Source organism: Pelomonas caseinilytica (assembly GCF_021353235.1).
Lineage (GTDB): Bacteria > Pseudomonadota > Gammaproteobacteria > Burkholderiales > Burkholderiaceae_C > Pelomonas > Pelomonas caseinilytica.
In genome coordinates, this window is the sequence record NZ_JAJTWT010000003.1 from 119,324 (window position 1) to 135,333 (window position 16,010).

A 16,010-nucleotide genomic window follows, 5' to 3' on the forward strand; every position below is an offset into this window, starting at 1 on the left:
GAAACATGGCAGCAGAAGGCCACGAAACAGCCGCCCCGAGCGCCGGTGAATACATCATTCACCACCTGCAGCACCTGCAGAACGGCACGCAGAAGGGCATCGCCGATTTCTCCGTCGTCAACATGGACTCGCTGTTTTTCAGCATCCTGCTGGGCGTGCTCGGCTGCTTCTTCCTGTGGCGCGCCGCCAAGGCGGCCACGTCCGGCGTGCCGGGCCGCTTCCAGGCCGCCGTCGAGATCCTCGTCGAGGTCGTCGCCGACCAGGCCAAGGGCATCGTGCACAACGCCGAGAGCCGCAAGCTCGTCGCCCCGCTGGCCCTGACCGTGTTCACCTGGATCTTCCTGATGAACGCGATGGACCTGCTGCCCGTGGACCTGCTGCCCTGGATCTGGCAGAACATCACGGGCGACCACCACGCCAAGCTGCGCGTCGTGCCGACCGCCGACCTGTCCATGACCATGGGCCTGTCGATCGGCGTGCTGATCACCTGCCTGATCTACAACGTCAAGATGAAGGGCGCCGGCGGCTGGGCCCATGAGCTGGTGGCCGCGCCCTTCGGCGACAAGGTCTACCTGTATCCGGTCAATCTGGCCATGCAGCTCATCGAGTTCGTCGCCAAGACCGTCTCGCACGGCATGCGGCTGTTCGGCAACATGTATGCCGGCGAACTGATCTTCATGCTGATCGCCCTGATGGGCGGTGCCTGGAGCCTCTCGGCGACCGGCATCGGCCTGGCGATCGGCCACATCATCGCGGGTTCGGTGTGGGCCATCTTCCACATCCTGATCATCACGCTGCAGGCCTTCGTCTTCATGATGTTGACGCTGGTCTACATCGGTCAGGCCCACGACGCGCACTAAAAGCGGCGCACCCACCCCAGCAGTTCCTTTTCCAACCCTTTCCCTCTCTAAATCCCTCTAAGGAGTCATCGTGGAAGTCATTAGCTTTGTTGCTCTCGCCGCTGGTCTGATCATTGGTCTGGGTGCTTTCGGCGCCTGTATCGGTATCGGCATCATGGGCAGCAAGTACCTTGAGTCCGCCGCTCGTCAGCCCGAGCTGATGAACGAACTGCAGACCAAGATGTTCCTGCTGGCCGGCCTGATCGACGCGGCCTTCATCATCGGCACCGGTATCGCCCTGTGGTTCGCCACCGCCAACCCCTTCCTGGGCCAGCTGGCGCAAATCGCCGCCAAGTAATTCGACGTTGCCGCCCCGCCCTCGGACTCCTGGGGGCGGCTTCAAGCACTCGAAACTTTGTGAGGCACCAAGGTGTTTATTAACGCGTCGCTCATCGTTCAGATGATCGTGTTCCTGATCCTGGTCGGGTTCACGATGAAGTATGTGTGGCCGCCGATCGTCAAGGCGCTTGACGAGCGCGCCGCGAAGATTGCCGCCGGCCTGTCCGCCGCCGACAAGGCCAAGGCCGAGCTGGCCGGCGCCGAGGCCCAGATCGCCAAGGAACTGGCCGCGACCAAGGCCGAATCCGGCAAGCTGATCTCGGACGCCGAGAAGCGCGCCGCCGCCATCGTCGAGGAAGCCAAGAAGCGCGCCGAAGACGAAGGCGCCAAGATCCTGGCCGCCGCCAAGGCCGATGCCGAGCAGCAGGTCTCCCGCGCCCGTGAAGTCCTGCGCGAGCAGGTCGCCGCGCTGGCCGTCAAGGGCGCCGAGCAGATCCTGCACAAGGAAGTCAACGCCGGCGTCCACGCCGAGCTGCTGGCCCGCCTGAAGACGGAGCTGTAAATGGCCGAGATCGCCACCATCGCCCGCCCCTATGCGGAAGCCCTGTTCCAGGTCGCCCGGTCGCAAGACGCCGCTGCCTGGGGCCGTCAGCTCGACGCGCTGGCCCAGGTGGCGCAGGACGCCGATCTGCGCCAGTTCGCCGATCATCCCAAGGCTGATCCTCAGCAGGTCGTCGCGGTCATGACCGCAGCTGCCCGGCAGGACCTCGCCGCCGGCGTGCAGAACTTCCTGCGCACCGTCGTCGAGAACGGCCGCCTGGCCGCCCTGCCCGAGATCGTCGCCCAGTACCACGCGCTGGCCAATGCGGCCTCCGGCGTGTCCGATGCGCAGATCTACAGCGCCTTCGAGATCAGCGACGCCCAGCTCGCCGACCTCAAGGCCTCGCTGGAGAAGCGCTTCGGCCGCAAGCTCGATGCCCGTGTGCACCTCGAGCCTGGCCTGATCGGCGGCGTGCGCGTCGTCGTCGGCGACGAGGTGCTCGACACCTCCGTCAAGGCCCGCCTGGAGCGCATGAAAGTCGCACTGACTGCCTGACACACCTTATCGATTCATCCCCCGTGTCTGCCCCCGCCCTCGTCCTCCCAGAGGCGACGTTCGGCCAGCAAGGGACTGGAGACCCAGCATGCAACTGAATCCCGCTGAAATTTCCGAACTGATCAAGAGCCGCATCGAGGGCCTTGGTGCCAGCACGGACATCCGCAACCAGGGCACCGTCGTGTCCGTTTCCGACGGCATCGTCCGCGTCCACGGCCTGTCCGACGTGATGCAGGGCGAAATGCTCGAATTCCCTGTCGCTGCCGATGGCAGCCAGACTTTCGGCCTGGCCCTGAACCTCGAGCGCGACTCCGTCGGCGCCGTGATTCTGGGTGCCTACGAGCACATCTCCGAAGGCGACACCGTCAAGTGCACGGGCCGCATCCTGGAAGTGCCAGTCGGCCCCGAACTGATCGGCCGCGTCGTGAACGCGTTGGGCGAGCCGATTGACGGCAAGGGCCCGATCAACGCCAAGATGACCGACGTCATCGAGAAGGTCGCCCCGGGCGTGATCGCCCGCAAGTCGGTCGACCAGCCTGTGCAGACCGGCCTGAAGTCCATCGACTCCATGGTGCCCGTCGGCCGCGGCCAGCGCGAGCTGATCATCGGTGACCGTCAGACCGGCAAGACCGCCGTGGCCATCGACGCGATCATCAACCAGAAGGGTCAGAACATGACCTGCGTGTACGTCGCCATCGGCCAGAAGGCGTCGTCCATCAAGAACGTCGTGCGCGCTCTCGAGCAAGCCGGCGCGATGGAGTACACGATCGTCGTCGCGGCTTCCGCTTCGGAATCCGCCGCCATGCAGTACGTGTCGGCCTACTCCGGCTGCACGATGGGCGAGTACTTCCGCGACCGCGGCCAGGACGCCCTGATCGTCTACGACGACCTGTCCAAGCAGGCCGTCGCCTACCGCCAGGTCTCGCTGCTGCTGCGCCGCCCGCCGGGCCGCGAAGCCTTCCCCGGCGACGTGTTCTATCTCCACAGCCGCCTGCTCGAGCGTGCCGCCCGCGTGAACGCCGACTACGTCGAAGCCTTCACCAAGGGCGAGGTCAAGGGCAAGACCGGTTCGCTGACGGCTCTGCCGATCATCGAAACGCAAGCCGGTGACGTGTCCGCCTTCGTGCCGACCAACGTGATCTCGATCACCGACGGCCAGATCTTCCTGGAAACCAACCTGTTCAACGCCGGCATCCGCCCCGCCATCAACGCCGGTATCTCGGTGTCGCGCGTCGGTGGTGCCGCCCAGACCAAGCTGATCAAGTCGCTGTCCGGCGGTATCCGTACCGACCTGGCCCAGTACCGTGAGCTGGCCGCGTTCGCGCAGTTCGCCTCCGACCTGGACGAAGCCACCCGCAAGCAGCTCGACCGCGGTGCCCGCGTGACCGAACTGCTCAAGCAGGCCCAGTACTCGCCGCTGCCCATCTCGCTGATGGCCGCTTCGCTGTATGCCGCCAACAAGGGCTTCATGGACAGCATCGAGGTGAAGAAGGTCCTGGCCTTCGAACACGGTCTGCACCAGTACCTGAAGACCAGCCACGCTGCGCTGCTCGCCAAGCTCGAGAACGACAAGGCGATGGACAAGGACGCCGAGGCCGAACTCAACGCCGCGATCACTTCCTTCAAGAAGTCGTTCGCCTAAAGCCAAGGACCGCGGGGCTCGTCTCACCACCAGCCCCGCACTGACCAGGAGTTCGAATGGCTTCAAGCAAAGAAATCCGCGGCAAGATCAAGTCGGTCGAGAACACCAAGAAGATCACCAAGGCGATGGAGATGGTCGCCGCGTCCAAGATGCGCAAGGCGCAGGAGCGGATGCGGGCGGCCCGCCCCTACGCCGAGAAGATCGGCAACATCGCCGCCGAGCTGGCCAAGGCCAACCCGGAGTACCGCCATCCCTTCCTCGTGAAGAACGAGGGCGCGAAGGCGGTCGGCATGGTCGTCGTCACGACGGACAAGGGCCTGTGCGGTGGCCTCAACACCAACCTGCTGCGCGCGGCCACGGCCAAGCTGAAGGAAGTGGACGCCGCCGGCCAGACGGCCGAGGTCGTCGCCATCGGCGGCAAGGGCTTCGGCTTCATGAACCGCATCGGCGCCAAGGTCGTCGCTCACGCCACGCAGTTGGGCGACCAGCCCCACATCGAGACGCTGATCGGTCCCGTCAAGGTGCTGCTCGACGCCTACGCCGAGGGCAAGCTCTCCGCCGTGTACCTCTGCTACACGCAGTTCATCAACACGATGAAGCAGGAGGTCAAGGTGCACCAGCTGCTGCCGCTGAAGGCCAGCGAGCTGGCGACCGCCACGGCCGAGGCCAAGCCGGCCCACTCGTGGGACTACATCTACGAGCCCGACGCTGCCACCGTCATCGACGAGCTGCTGGTGCGCTACTCGGAAGCGCTGGTCTACCAGGCCGTCGCCGAGAACATGGCCAGCGAGCAGTCCGCCCGCATGGTGGCCATGAAGGCCGCGACCGACAACGCCGGCAACCTCATCAACGAACTCAAGCTGGTCTACAACAAGACCCGCCAGGCCGCGATCACGAAGGAACTCTCCGAGATCGTCGGCGGCGCCGCCGCTGTGGGTTGATCAGGTTTCAGCACGCAAAGAATTGAATTGAAGGAACGCACAAATGGCTAACACTCAAGCCCAAGGCAAGATCGTTCAGTGCATCGGCGCCGTCGTGGACGTGGAGTTCCCCCGCGACCAGATGCCCAAGGTCTATGACGCCCTGAAGATGGAAGGCTCGGCCCTGACGCTGGAAGTCCAGCAGCAGCTGGGCGACGGCGTGGTCCGCACCATTGCTCTGGGTTCGTCCGACGGCCTGCGCCGCGGCACCCAGGTCTACAACACCGGCGACACCATCAAGGTGCCGGTCGGCAAGGCCACCCTCGGCCGCATCATGGACGTGCTGGGCAACCCCATCGACGAGCGCGGCCCGGTCTCTTCCGAGCTGACCGCCTCCATCCACCGCACGGCTCCGGCCTACGACGAGCTGAGCCCGTCGCAGGACCTGCTGGAAACCGGCATCAAGGTGATCGACCTGATCTGCCCGTTCGCCAAGGGCGGCAAGGTGGGCCTGTTCGGTGGCGCCGGCGTCGGCAAGACCGTGAACATGATGGAGCTCATCAACAACATCGCCAAGGCGCACAGCGGTCTGTCCGTGTTCGCCGGCGTGGGTGAGCGCACCCGTGAGGGCAACGACTTCTATCACGAGATGTCCGACTCCGGCGTCGTCGTGCAGGAGAACCTGGCCGAGTCCAAGGTCGCCATGGTCTACGGCCAGATGAACGAGCCCCCGGGCAACCGTCTGCGCGTGGCCCTGACCGGCCTGACCATCGCCGAGTCCTTCCGCGACGAAGGCCGTGACGTGCTGTTCTTCGTGGACAACATCTACCGCTACACCCTGGCCGGTACCGAAGTGTCCGCACTGCTGGGCCGCATGCCTTCCGCCGTGGGCTACCAGCCGACGCTGGCCGAGGAAATGGGTCGCCTGCAGGAGCGCATCACGTCGACCAAGGTCGGCTCGATCACGTCCATCCAGGCCGTGTACGTGCCGGCGGACGACCTGACCGACCCGTCGCCTGCCACGACCTTCGCCCACCTGGACGCCACCGTCGTGCTGTCGCGTGACATCGCCGCGCTGGGCATCTACCCTGCCGTGGACCCGCTGGACTCGACCAGCCGCCAGATCGACCCCAACGTCGTCGGCGAAGAGCACTACACGACGACCCGCTCGGTGCAGGCCGTGCTGCAGCGCTACAAGGAACTGCGCGACATCATCGCCATCCTGGGCATGGACGAACTGTCGCCGGAAGACAAGCTGGCCGTGGCACGCGCCCGCAAGATCCAGCGCTTCCTGTCGCAGCCCTTCCACGTCGCCGAGGTGTTCACGGGCACCCCGGGCAAATACGTGCCGCTGAAGGAAACCATCCGCGGCTTCAAGATGATCGTCAACGGCGAGTGCGACCACCTGCCGGAGCAGGCCTTCTACATGGTTGGCACCATCGACGAAGCCTTCGAGAAAGCGAAGAAGATCCAGTAAGACTTCGCATTCGGGCGCCATGCGGCGTTGCCGTGCTCGCTGGACGCGAGTCCAGCTCCGCGCGGCGCCTTGCCTGACGCCCGACTGCTCGCTTACTGAACCTTCTTCAACATTCGCTAAGGAAGATTGAACATGGCAACCCTCCACGTCGACGTGGTCTCCGCCGAAGAGCAGATCTTCTCCGGCGAGGCCAAGTTCGTCGCCCTGCCGGGCGAGGGCGGCGAACTCGGCATCCTGCCGCAGCACACGCCGCTGATTACGCGCATCAAGCCCGGCGCGGTGCGCATCCAGCGCGCCGACAGCGGCGAGGAAGAATTCGTCTTCGTCGCCGGCGGCATCCTCGAGGTGCAACCGCACCGCGTCACCGTGCTGGCCGACACCGCCATCCGCGGCAAGGACCTCGACGAGGCCAAGGCCGCCGAGGCCAAGAAGCTGGCCGAAGAGGCCATGAAGAACGCCAAGAGCGACATCGACTTCGCCAAGGCGCAGAGCGAGTTCGCCGCCATGGCGGCACAGATCGCGGCGTTGCGCAAGTTCCGCAGGAAGTGATCGGACGCGCCAGTGGGCGCCTTCCAATAAGACGACGGGCTTTGTCCCGTCGTTTTTTTTGGATCTGTCTTCGATGTGCCCGCCATCGGGCGTGTGTTCAGCGGCGTGAGCATCGCTGGCATCGCTACACTGGCGTTTTACAACTTCAACCTAGGGAGGAAACCATGAACCGATTGAAGATTTTCGTTAGCAGCCTGGTCGTCGTGGCGGTTGCGGCGGCGCTTGCTGGTTGTGCAACGACCGAACAGTCGCGCTCGTTGGAAGTGCCGAAAGTCGCAGCGGCCTCGGCTCCGGCGTACCAGGGCGCCAAGGCGCCCATTGCCGTCGGCAAGTTCGACAACCGAAGCAATTACCAGCGAGGCATCTTCTCCGACGGTGTTGACCGCCTGGGCGCGCAAAGCAAAACCATCCTCGTCTCCCACCTCCAGCAGACGAATCGCTTCAGCGTTCTGGACCGCGACAATCTCGAGGAGTCCAAACAGGAGGCCCAGTTCAAGGGCGGTGCTCAGGCGATCAAAGGGGCCGACTACCTTGTGACGGGTGCGGTCAGCGAATTCGGCCGCAAGGACGTCGGCGACAAGCAGCTGTTCGGGTTGCTGGGGCGCGGGAAGTCGCAGGTGGCCTATGCCAAGGTGACCTTGAATATCGTCAACGCGGCGACCTCCGAAGTTGTCTATTCGGTGCAAGGCGCGGGTGAATACAGCCTGTCCGAGCGCGAGGTGCTGGGTTTTGGCAGCACCGCCAGCTACGACGCCACGCTCAATGGCAAGGTGCTCGACCTGGCCATCCGCGAAGCCGTCAATGCGCTGACCGCGGGAATCGACAGCGGCGCCTGGAAGCCTGTGCGCTGAGGAGGGCCGCATGAAGACAACGCTCACGCTTCTCGCAGCGCTCGCACTGGCTGGATGTGCGCAGCCGGGACCCAAGCCCCTGTACCAATGGGCGGGCTACCAGAACTCCGTCTACCAATACCTCAAGTCCGACGGCAGTGAGCCCGGCGCCCAGATCGCGGCGCTTGAGGCCCAGATCGAAAAGAACAAGGCTGCCGGCGAGGCCACCCCGCCAGGCATGCGCGCGCACCTGGCTCTGCTCTATTCCAAGGTGGGCGATGACGTGGCGGCACAGCGCCATCTCGAAGCAGAACGGGCTCAGTTTCCGGAGTCGGCTGCCTACATCGACTTCCTGCTCAAGAACGTCAAGAAGGATGGCTCCAAGAGTGCCATCAGCGCGCCTGCCGCTGCGGCCAGCCAGGCCAAGATTTGAGGGAGAGAAAGAAATATGGACATTCGGTTCCAGCGCGCTTGGCGCTGCATCTTGACCGTGGCGGTTGCTACCTCCCTGCTGGTGCTGCAGGGTTGTGCCACGCCGCCCAAGCCCTATGACTACACGGCCTACAAGGAAGCCAAACCAGCTTCCATCCTGGTGCTGCCTCCTCTCAATGCCACGCCGGAAGTACAGGCGACGCCGAGTGTCATGGCCCAGATGACGCAGCCGCTGGCCGAGTCAGGTTATTACGTGCTGCCCGTTTCGCTGGTCGATGAAACGCTCAAGAGCAACGGCATGCACACGCCGGATGAAGCCCAGCAGATTGCACCGGCGAAGCTGCGGGAGATCTTCGGCGCCGACGCCGGCCTGTACGTCAAGGTCACGCGTTACGGCTCGGTCTACAAGGTGGTCAACAGCGAAACCGCGGTGACCCTGGAAGCCAAACTCGTCGACCTGCGCAATGGGCGGCTGCTTTGGGAGGGCACGGCCAGCGCGTCGAGCGCGGAGCAAAGCAACAACAGCCAGGGTGGCCTGATCGGACTGCTGGTCAAGGCTGTCGTCGATCAGATCATCTCGGCGTCCACCGATCGAAGCCACCCGATGGCCGGCCTTGCGAGCCAACGCCTTCTCGCAGCGGGTCGGCCTAACGGGTTGTTGTATGGTCCGCGTTCCCCGAACTACGGCAAGCCTTGAACCATGAGCCGCCTTGAGCTCACGTCGCCCGACGGCGCCTGCGCGTCCGTGAGCTTGCACGGCGGCCACATCCTCTCCTGGCGCCCCGCCGGCGCCGAGGAGCAGCTCTACCTCTCCCCCCGCAGCGAGTTCACGCCCGGCAAGGCCATCCGGGGCGGTGTGCCGGTGTGCTTCCCGCAGTTCGCCGAGCGCGGCCCCTTGCCCAAGCACGGGTTCGCGCGGACGCTGGCCTGGGAGCTGGTGAGCCAGGAGCAGGGCGCCGACGACGCCCTGGCCGTGCTGCGCCTGCGGGACGGCGAGCAGACGCGTCGCCTTTGGCCGCACGGCTTCGAGCTGGAACTCAGCGTGCGCGTCTCGGGCCGCAGCCTCGACGTCGAGCTGGCCTGCGAGAACCGCGGCGGCGAGGCCTTCAGCTTCACCGCCGCCCTGCACACCTATCTGCGCGTTGCCGACCTCGACGCCACCAGCCTCGAGGGCCTGAACGGCCTGCGCTACTTCGACTCCATCCTGCAGCGCGAGGCCACCGAGCGGATTAGCCTGCTGCTGCCGGGCGAGAAGGGCGTGCTGGACCTGGACCGCATCTACTTCGGTGTCGACCGCGAGCTGGTGCTGGCCGAGGAGGGCCGCCGCCTGGCCATCACTCAGCAGGGCTTCGAGGACGCTGTCGTGTGGAACCCCGGTCCCGAGCGCTGCGCCAAGCTGGCCGACATGCCGCCGGACGGCTGGCGCCGGATGCTGTGCGTCGAGGCCGCCGTCGTCGGCCATCCGGTGGAGTTGCCGGCAGGCGAGACCTGGGTCGGCCGGCAAAGCCTCGCCTTGCTCTGAGTCAGACCGCCGCGGCCAGGGCCCGGCCGATAATCCGCGGATGTTCGCGCCCCTGCATAACGACACCTTCCTGCGCGCCTGCCTGCGCCAGCCCACCGACCACACGCCCGTCTGGCTGATGCGCCAGGCTGGCCGCTACCTGCCCGAGTACCGCGCCACGCGCGAGAAGGCCGGCAGCTTCATGGGCCTGGCGACGAACACCGACTACGCGACCGAGGTCACGCTGCAGCCGCTGGAGCGTTTCCCGCTGGATGCGGCCATCCTGTTCAGCGACATCCTCACCGTGCCCGACGCCATGGGCCTGGGGCTGAGCTTCCAGCAGGGCGAAGGCCCGAAGTTCGCCCGGGCCGTGCGCGACGAGGTCGCCGTCGCGGCGCTTGCGGTGCCGGACATGGACAAACTGCGCTATGTCTTCGACGCCGTCACCTCCATCCGCCGCGCGCTGAACGGCCGCGTGCCGCTGATCGGCTTCTCGGGCAGCCCCTGGACGCTGGCCTGCTACATGGTCGAGGGCGGCGGCTCCGACGACTATCGCCTCGTCAAGAGCCTGATGTATTCGCGGCCCGACCTGATGCACCGCATCCTCGACGTGAATGCCCGCGCCGTGGCGGCCTACCTGAACGCGCAGATCGAGGCCGGCGCGCAGGCCGTCATGGTCTTCGACTCCTGGGGAGGCGTGCTGGCCGACGGCGCCTTCCAGAAGTTCAGCCTTGCCTACTCGCGCCAGGTGCTGGCGGAGGTCAAGACCGAACACGAGGGCGCACGCATCCCGCGCATCCTCTTCACCAAGGGCGGAGGCCTTTGGCTGGACGAGATCGCCGGCTCGGGTGCCGACGTCGTTGGCCTGGACTGGACGATGAACCTCGGCCAGGCCCGCGCACGCGTGGGCGACCGCGTCGCCCTGCAGGGCAATCTCGACCCCAATGTGCTGTTCGCTCCGCCCGAGGTCGTGCGAGCCGAGGCGCGCGCCGTGCTCGACAGTTTCGGCGTGCCGGCGGCCGGCCATGGCCATGTCTTCAACCTCGGCCACGGCATCAGCCAGTTCACGCCGCCGGAGAGCGTCGCGGCGCTGGTGGATGAAGTGCACAGCCATTCCCGCCGGCTGCGCGGGGGGCGCTGAGCGGCTGCCAAATCTGCACTTGCGCGGCCACTTATCCCCAAAATCCAGGGAGCGGGGCGTTTAGGCGAAGTTTGGTGCAATGCCCCCTAGAGTTTTCCCGCTCCCTTGCTAAGTGCTTGATTTGCAACGGTAGCCGCTCAGCCGCCGCGGGAACCGTTTCAGGGCGCTCCGCACGGTGCCCCAACCCGGGCCCGCCCCAGAATGGGATTTGCCCACAAACTTATCCACAGAAATTGTGGGCAACCCAAGAAGCGTTTGAAATCATGAACTTGGCCTTGCATCTTGAGCTGCCGCTTCATGAAACCCATGGAACGGCTTGTGGTTGATCCAGGGCCAGGCGTTGTCGTTCGGGTCGCCGTCGACGCGCCCCAGCACAGCGGCCTGACGGGGCCGCTTGACTATGCGAGTGAGCAGGTGCTCGCACCCGGCTCGCTGGTGCGCGCGCCGTTGGGCAAGCGGGAACTTCTGGGCATCGTCTGGCCGGGCGAGTCCGCGCCGCCCGAGGTCGAGCTGCGGGCGGTCGCCGCGGTGTTCGACGCCTTGCCGCCGCTGGGCGCGGCCTGGTGCCGGATGCTGGATTTCGCGGCCGGCTACTACCAGCGCAGCGTCGGCGAGCTGGCCAGCGCCGTGCTGCCGCCGCAACTGCGTGAGCTCTCGCCCGAGCAGCTCGCCGCCCGGCTGCGCAAGCTCGAGCGCAAGGTCGCCAAGGGCCCGGCCGCAGCCGAGCCGGTCCGCCCCGAGCTGGCGCCCGAGCAGGCCGGGGCCGTCGCCCGCATCACCGCCCAGCTCGAGGCCGGCGCGGCGAAGCCGCTGCTGCTCTTCGGCGTGACGGGCAGCGGCAAGACCGAGGTCTACCTGCGCGCCGCCGAGGCCGCGCTGGCGGCGGGCCGGCAGGTGCTGGTGCTGGTGCCCGAGATCAACCTGACGCCTCAACTGGAGGCCCGCTTCACGGAGCGCTTCGCGGCGCTGCTGCCCGAGCCCCTGGCCATCGTCTCCCTGCACAGCGCGCTGACGCCGGCCCAGCGCCTGCAGAACTGGCTGGCGGCCCACCTCGGCCGCGCCCGGCTGGTGCTCGGCACGCGGCTGGCGGTGTTCGCCTCGCTGCCCGACCTCGGCCTCATCGTCGTGGACGAGGAGCACGACCCCTCCTACAAGCAACAGGACGGCGCCCGCTACTCGGCGCGCGACCTCGCCGTCTGGCGGGCGCACGACCTCAAGGTGCCGGTGGTGCTCGGTTCTGCGACGCCTTCGCTCGAAAGCTGGCAGCACGCCGAGTCTGGCCGTTATGAGCGCCTGACCCTGGCCACGCGCATCGGCGGCGGGGCGCTGCCCCGGGTGCGGCTCTTCGACATGAAGTCCCTGCCGCCCTCGCCCGGCGTCACCACGGCCCTGACCGCGCCCCTGCTGGCCGCGCTGAAGGAGAGGCTGGACCGCGGCGAGCAGAGCCTCGTCTTCCTGAACCGGCGCGGCTATGCGCCCGTCCTGCACTGCGGCGAATGCCAGTGGAAGAGCGACTGCCCGCACTGCAGCGCCTGGCGCGTCTTCCACAAGCGCGACCGGACGCTGCGCTGCCACCACTGCGGCTTCACCGAACGCGTGCCGCGGGCCTGCCCCAACTGCGGCAACCACGACATCGCGCCCATCGGCCGCGGCACCGAGCGGCTGGAGGAGCAGCTGGCCGAGGCGCTGCCGGGCGCCCGGGTGCTGCGCATCGACGCCGACTCCACGCGCCGCAAGGGCGAGCTGGAGGCGCAATTGCAGGCCGTGCACGACGGCGAGGTCGACATCCTCGTCGGCACGCAGATGGTCACCAAGGGGCACGATTTCCGGCGCATCCGCTTTGTCGCCGCCGTCAACCCTGATGGAGCGTTGTTCAGCAGCGACTTCCGCGCGCCCGAGCGCCTCTTCGCCCTGCTGATGCAGGCCGCCGGCCGGGCCGGGCGCGACGCCTCGGGCGATGGCGTCAGCGAGATGTGGGTGCAGACCTGGCATCGCGACCATGCCCTCTACCAGGCCCTGGCGCGGCACGACTACGAGCGTTTCGCCCGAGACCAGCTCGCCGAGCGCCGCTCCGCCAGCCTGCCGCCGTTTTCGCATCTCGCCCTGCTGCGCGCCGAGGCGCGCACGGCCGAGGCGGCCAAGGCCTTCCTCGACGAGGCGGCGGGGCTGTTGCAGGACGAGCAGGTCTTCGTCTATCCGCCGGTGCCCCATGCCGTGGCCCGGGTGGCGGATGTCGAGCGCATGCAGATGCTGGTGGAGGCGGGGCAGCGCTCTCGGCTGCAGGCCTTCCTGCGCGAATGGGTGCCGGCGCTGCTGGCGCTCAAGCGCCAGCACAAGGCCGTGCTGCGCTGGGCCGTGGACGTCGACCCGCTGGCGATCTGACCGCGCTCAGTGGCGCGGAGCCTGCCCCAGGGTGCTGGCCAGCGCGGTGGCGCGGCGCTGCTGCTCCTGGCGGCGCAGCAGGCGGCTGACGGGGCGCGACAGGGCCATGACCAGCACCGTGATGCCCAGCAGCAGGCTGCCGGCGTCGACGTCAGGCAGGGGCAGCTCGAAGGGGCTTTCCGCGTGGCCGGCGCGCTGGGGCGGCGTCCAGTGGCTGCCGCCGTTGAGCGCCGTCAGGCTGGCCGAGCCGAGGCGGCCGGCATCCGCGATCACCGCCGCCGTCGCCGTGTCCGTCACGGCCTGGGGCCGGGCGTCACGCACGGCGCCGGCCGGAGCGGCGGAACTGAGGGCAGCGAGGGCGGCAGCAAGGACCAGGGCTTTCATGATGCAGGCTCACCGTGAGGAAGGGCTGGATCGCATTGTTCGCAGCCTACCGTGGCTGGGTTGTGAAGACTTCACGCGCTTCGGGGGGACCCCCGCGAATGAGCGATTCATCCTTGAAAACTGTGAGCCCCTCGTCCAAGGGGTACCTTGGCCGGCCTTGCAGGCCGCGCCGCGGCTTGAGCCGCAGCCCTTCGGCAGGCACATGCCGCCCACCGGGCGCCATGTGTCCGGCCTCAGCCCCCTGGGGGACGCTGATGCTCGCGGCATCGAGCCGCGAGCACATCGCCATCGCGGGCCGGCTCGGGAACTGGAGTCGGACACAAGCAGTCCCTGCGGACTGCTTGTGCCTACGACAGGCCAAGGGCCTCTGGCCCTTGGCAGCCCAGCGCTCGGCCCGCCAACAGGCACTACGACGGGCTACTGAGGCAAATCGCGGGCGGCCGCCTTGGCAGCCAGTTCGGCCCGCATGCGCTTGAGCTTCTCCCTGGGATCTTCCCGGGTGCCGCCCTCGTGCAGCTTCATCTCGGCCAGGAAGCGGCTCGGAATGCCCACGACGGTGTCCCGGCCTTTCTTGCGCCGGCGCAGGGTCGAGACCGCCAGCGTCTGCCGCGCCCGGGTGATGCCCACGTACATCAGCCGCCGTTCCTCCTCCAGGGCCTGCGCGGTCATCTCCTGTTCGTCGCGCTTGAAGGGCAGCAGGCCCTCGTTGACGCCGGCCAGCACCACGTGCGGCCATTCCAGGCCCTTGGAGGCGTGCAGGGTGGTGAGGGTGACCTGGTCCTGGTCCTCGCCGCGCTCGGCCAGGGACAGGATGACCGAGATGGTCTGGGCCACGTCCAGCACGCTCTGCTTGGGCTCGGTGAAGCTGACGCCGCCCTCCTCGCTGTGCTGGCCGCCGCAGCGCTTGGCGATCCAGTCGACGAAATCCAGCACATTGCCCCAGCGCGCCTGGGCGACCTTCTCGTTCTCCTCGGTCTCCAGCAGGTGGGTCTCGTAGGCGATGTCCTTGAGCCACTCCATCAGCAGCGCGTGCGCGGCCGTGTGGCCCTCGGTGTGGCGGGCGCGGTACTGCAGCTCGTTCACATAACGGCCGAACTCGTGCAGGCCGGCGATGGCCCGGGCGCTCACGGCGGTGGACAGGCTCTCGGAGAAGAGGGCCTCGAACATGCTGCACTTCCATTGCGCCGAGAACTTGCCCAGCGCGCCCAGCGTCTGGTGGCCGATGCCGCGCTTGGGCGTGGTCACGGCGCGCAGGAAGGCGGGGTCGTCGTCGGGGTTGACGAGCAGGCGCAGCCAGGCGCACAGGTCCTTGATCTCGGCCTTGTCGAAGAAGCTCTGGCCGCCTGAGACCTTGTAAGGGATCTGCGCCCGGCGCAGCGCCTGCTCGAAGACACGCGCCTGGTGGTTGGCGCGGTAGAGGATGGCGAAATCCTTGAAGTTGGGCCCCTTGCCCTCGGCGCGCAGGGCCTGGATGCGAGCCACCGCCCGCTCCGCCTCGTGCTCCTCGCCATCGGCCTCCAGCAGGACGACGGGCTCGCCGTCGCCGTACTCGCTCCAGAGCTTCTTCTCGAAGAGCTTGGGGTTGCCGGCGATGACGTTGTTGGCCGCCCGCAGGATGGCACCGGTGGAGCGGTAGTTCTGCTCCAGCGGGATGACCTTGAGCGCCGGGTAGTCCTGCGGCAGGCGCTTGAGGTTCTCGATGGTGGCGCCGCGCCAACCGTAGATGGACTGGTCGTCGTCGCCCACGGCGGTGAACATGCCGCGCTCGCCCACCAGGGCCTTGAGCAGTTCGTACTGCACGGCGTTGGTGTCCTGGTATTCGTCCACCAGCACGTAGCGCAGCTTGGCCTGCCACTTCTCGCGCGCCTCGGCATCCGTGGTCAGCAGCTTGAGCGGCAGGGTGATGAGGTCGTCGAAGTCCACCGCCTGGTAGGCGGCCAGGCGCTCCTGGTAACGCACCATCACGGCGGCAGCGGCGCGCTCGTCCTCGTCCTGGGCGGCCAGTGCGGCCTGGGCCGGCGACAGGCCCTGGTTCTTCCACAGCGAGATGGTCCACTGCCAGCGCCGCGCCTGGTTCACGTCGGTGGTGCCGCCGGCGTCCTTGAGCACGTTGAGCACGTCGTCGCTGTCGAGAATGGAGAACTGCTCCTTCAGGCCCAGGCGAGTACCCTCCTCGCGCAGCAGGCGCACGCCCAGGGAATGGAAGGTCGAGATGGCCAGGTCGCGGGCCGCCTTGTTGCCGACGAGGGCCTTGGCCCGCTCGCGCATCTCCTGCGCGGCCTTGTTGGTGAAGGTGATGGCGGCGATCTGCCCCGGCCGGTAGCCGGCCTCCAGCAGCCGGGCGATCTTGGTCGTGATGACGCGCGTCTTGCCCGAGCCGGCCCCGGCGATGACGAGGCAGGGGCCGCTCAGGTGGTGGACGGCTTCGAGCTGGGCCGGGTTGAGGCCGGCGGCGGGAGGTACGGCGGACATGGGCCG

16 protein-coding genes are annotated in these 16,010 nt (G+C 67.3%); 14 read left to right on the forward strand and 2 right to left on the reverse strand.

Annotation, left to right across the window (positions count from 1 at the left end):
• Positions 1 to 5 precede the first annotated feature (5 nt).
• From atpB to LXT12_RS08000, 14 genes are all read left to right on the forward strand, one after another.
• Positions 6 to 860, forward strand: coding sequence for a F0F1 ATP synthase subunit A (gene atpB / locus LXT12_RS07935; protein ID WP_233390965.1), 855 nt, complete (start codon positions 6 to 8; stop codon positions 858 to 860).
• Positions 861 to 930: 70 nt separating this feature from the next.
• Positions 931 to 1,197, forward strand: coding sequence for a F0F1 ATP synthase subunit C (gene atpE / locus LXT12_RS07940; RefSeq protein ID WP_056873235.1), 267 nt, complete (start codon positions 931 to 933; stop codon positions 1,195 to 1,197).
• A gap of 72 nt (positions 1,198 to 1,269) precedes the next feature.
• Entirely contained in the window at positions 1,270 to 1,740 is a 471-nt protein-coding gene (locus tag LXT12_RS07945; protein WP_233390967.1) for a F0F1 ATP synthase subunit B, read from the forward strand.
• On the forward strand, positions 1,741 to 2,274 hold the full coding sequence (locus LXT12_RS07950) for a F0F1 ATP synthase subunit delta (protein ID WP_233390968.1): 534 nt from the start codon (positions 1,741 to 1,743) through the stop codon (positions 2,272 to 2,274). It begins immediately after the preceding gene.
• Positions 2,275 to 2,362: 88 nt separating this feature from the next.
• Positions 2,363 to 3,916 (forward strand): F0F1 ATP synthase subunit alpha, encoded by a 1,554-nt coding sequence (gene atpA, locus LXT12_RS07955; protein ID WP_233390969.1) that lies wholly within the window; start codon positions 2,363 to 2,365, stop codon positions 3,914 to 3,916.
• Between the two features lie 56 nt (positions 3,917 to 3,972).
• Positions 3,973 to 4,857, forward strand: a complete 885-nt coding sequence (gene atpG / locus LXT12_RS07960) for a F0F1 ATP synthase subunit gamma (RefSeq protein WP_233390970.1) — start codon at positions 3,973 to 3,975, stop codon at positions 4,855 to 4,857.
• A 43-nt stretch (positions 4,858 to 4,900) separates the two neighbouring features.
• Positions 4,901 to 6,313, forward strand: a complete 1,413-nt coding sequence (gene atpD / locus LXT12_RS07965) for a F0F1 ATP synthase subunit beta (protein WP_233390971.1) — start codon at positions 4,901 to 4,903, stop codon at positions 6,311 to 6,313.
• Positions 6,314 to 6,445: 132 nt separating this feature from the next.
• Positions 6,446 to 6,862 carry a F0F1 ATP synthase subunit epsilon gene (locus tag LXT12_RS07970; RefSeq protein ID WP_233390972.1) on the forward strand — a complete coding sequence of 139 codons (417 nt, stop codon included), beginning with the start codon at positions 6,446 to 6,448 and terminating at the stop codon, positions 6,860 to 6,862.
• Between the two features lie 164 nt (positions 6,863 to 7,026).
• A complete protein-coding gene (locus LXT12_RS07975; RefSeq protein WP_233390973.1) occupies positions 7,027 to 7,713 on the forward strand; it encodes a CsgG/HfaB family protein in 687 nt (228 codons plus the stop codon).
• Positions 7,714 to 7,723: 10 nt separating this feature from the next.
• The gene (locus LXT12_RS07980; protein ID WP_233390974.1) at positions 7,724 to 8,125 is read left to right on the forward strand and encodes a DUF4810 domain-containing protein; all 402 of its coding nucleotides are present in this window, start codon (positions 7,724 to 7,726) and stop codon (positions 8,123 to 8,125) included.
• A gap of 15 nt (positions 8,126 to 8,140) precedes the next feature.
• A complete protein-coding gene (locus LXT12_RS07985) occupies positions 8,141 to 8,821 on the forward strand; it encodes a DUF799 domain-containing protein (RefSeq protein WP_233390975.1) in 681 nt (226 codons plus the stop codon).
• A 3-nt stretch (positions 8,822 to 8,824) separates the two neighbouring features.
• Positions 8,825 to 9,646 carry a D-hexose-6-phosphate mutarotase gene (locus tag LXT12_RS07990; RefSeq protein ID WP_233390976.1) on the forward strand — a complete coding sequence of 274 codons (822 nt, stop codon included), beginning with the start codon at positions 8,825 to 8,827 and terminating at the stop codon, positions 9,644 to 9,646.
• A gap of 40 nt (positions 9,647 to 9,686) precedes the next feature.
• Positions 9,687 to 10,766, forward strand: coding sequence for a uroporphyrinogen decarboxylase (hemE, locus tag LXT12_RS07995; protein ID WP_233390977.1), 1,080 nt, complete (start codon positions 9,687 to 9,689; stop codon positions 10,764 to 10,766).
• A 306-nt stretch (positions 10,767 to 11,072) separates the two neighbouring features.
• The gene (locus tag LXT12_RS08000) at positions 11,073 to 13,148 is read left to right on the forward strand and encodes a primosomal protein N' (protein WP_233390978.1); all 2,076 of its coding nucleotides are present in this window, start codon (positions 11,073 to 11,075) and stop codon (positions 13,146 to 13,148) included.
• A gap of 6 nt (positions 13,149 to 13,154) precedes the next feature.
• Here the strand turns inward: LXT12_RS08000 and LXT12_RS08005 are convergent, their stop codons facing one another.
• Positions 13,155 to 13,532, reverse strand: a complete 378-nt coding sequence (locus LXT12_RS08005; RefSeq protein WP_233390980.1) for a hypothetical protein — start codon at positions 13,530 to 13,532, stop codon at positions 13,155 to 13,157.
• A gap of 417 nt (positions 13,533 to 13,949) precedes the next feature.
• A complete protein-coding gene (locus tag LXT12_RS08010; protein ID WP_233390982.1) occupies positions 13,950 to 16,004 on the reverse strand; it encodes an ATP-dependent helicase in 2,055 nt (684 codons plus the stop codon).
• Positions 16,005 to 16,010 lie beyond the last annotated feature (6 nt).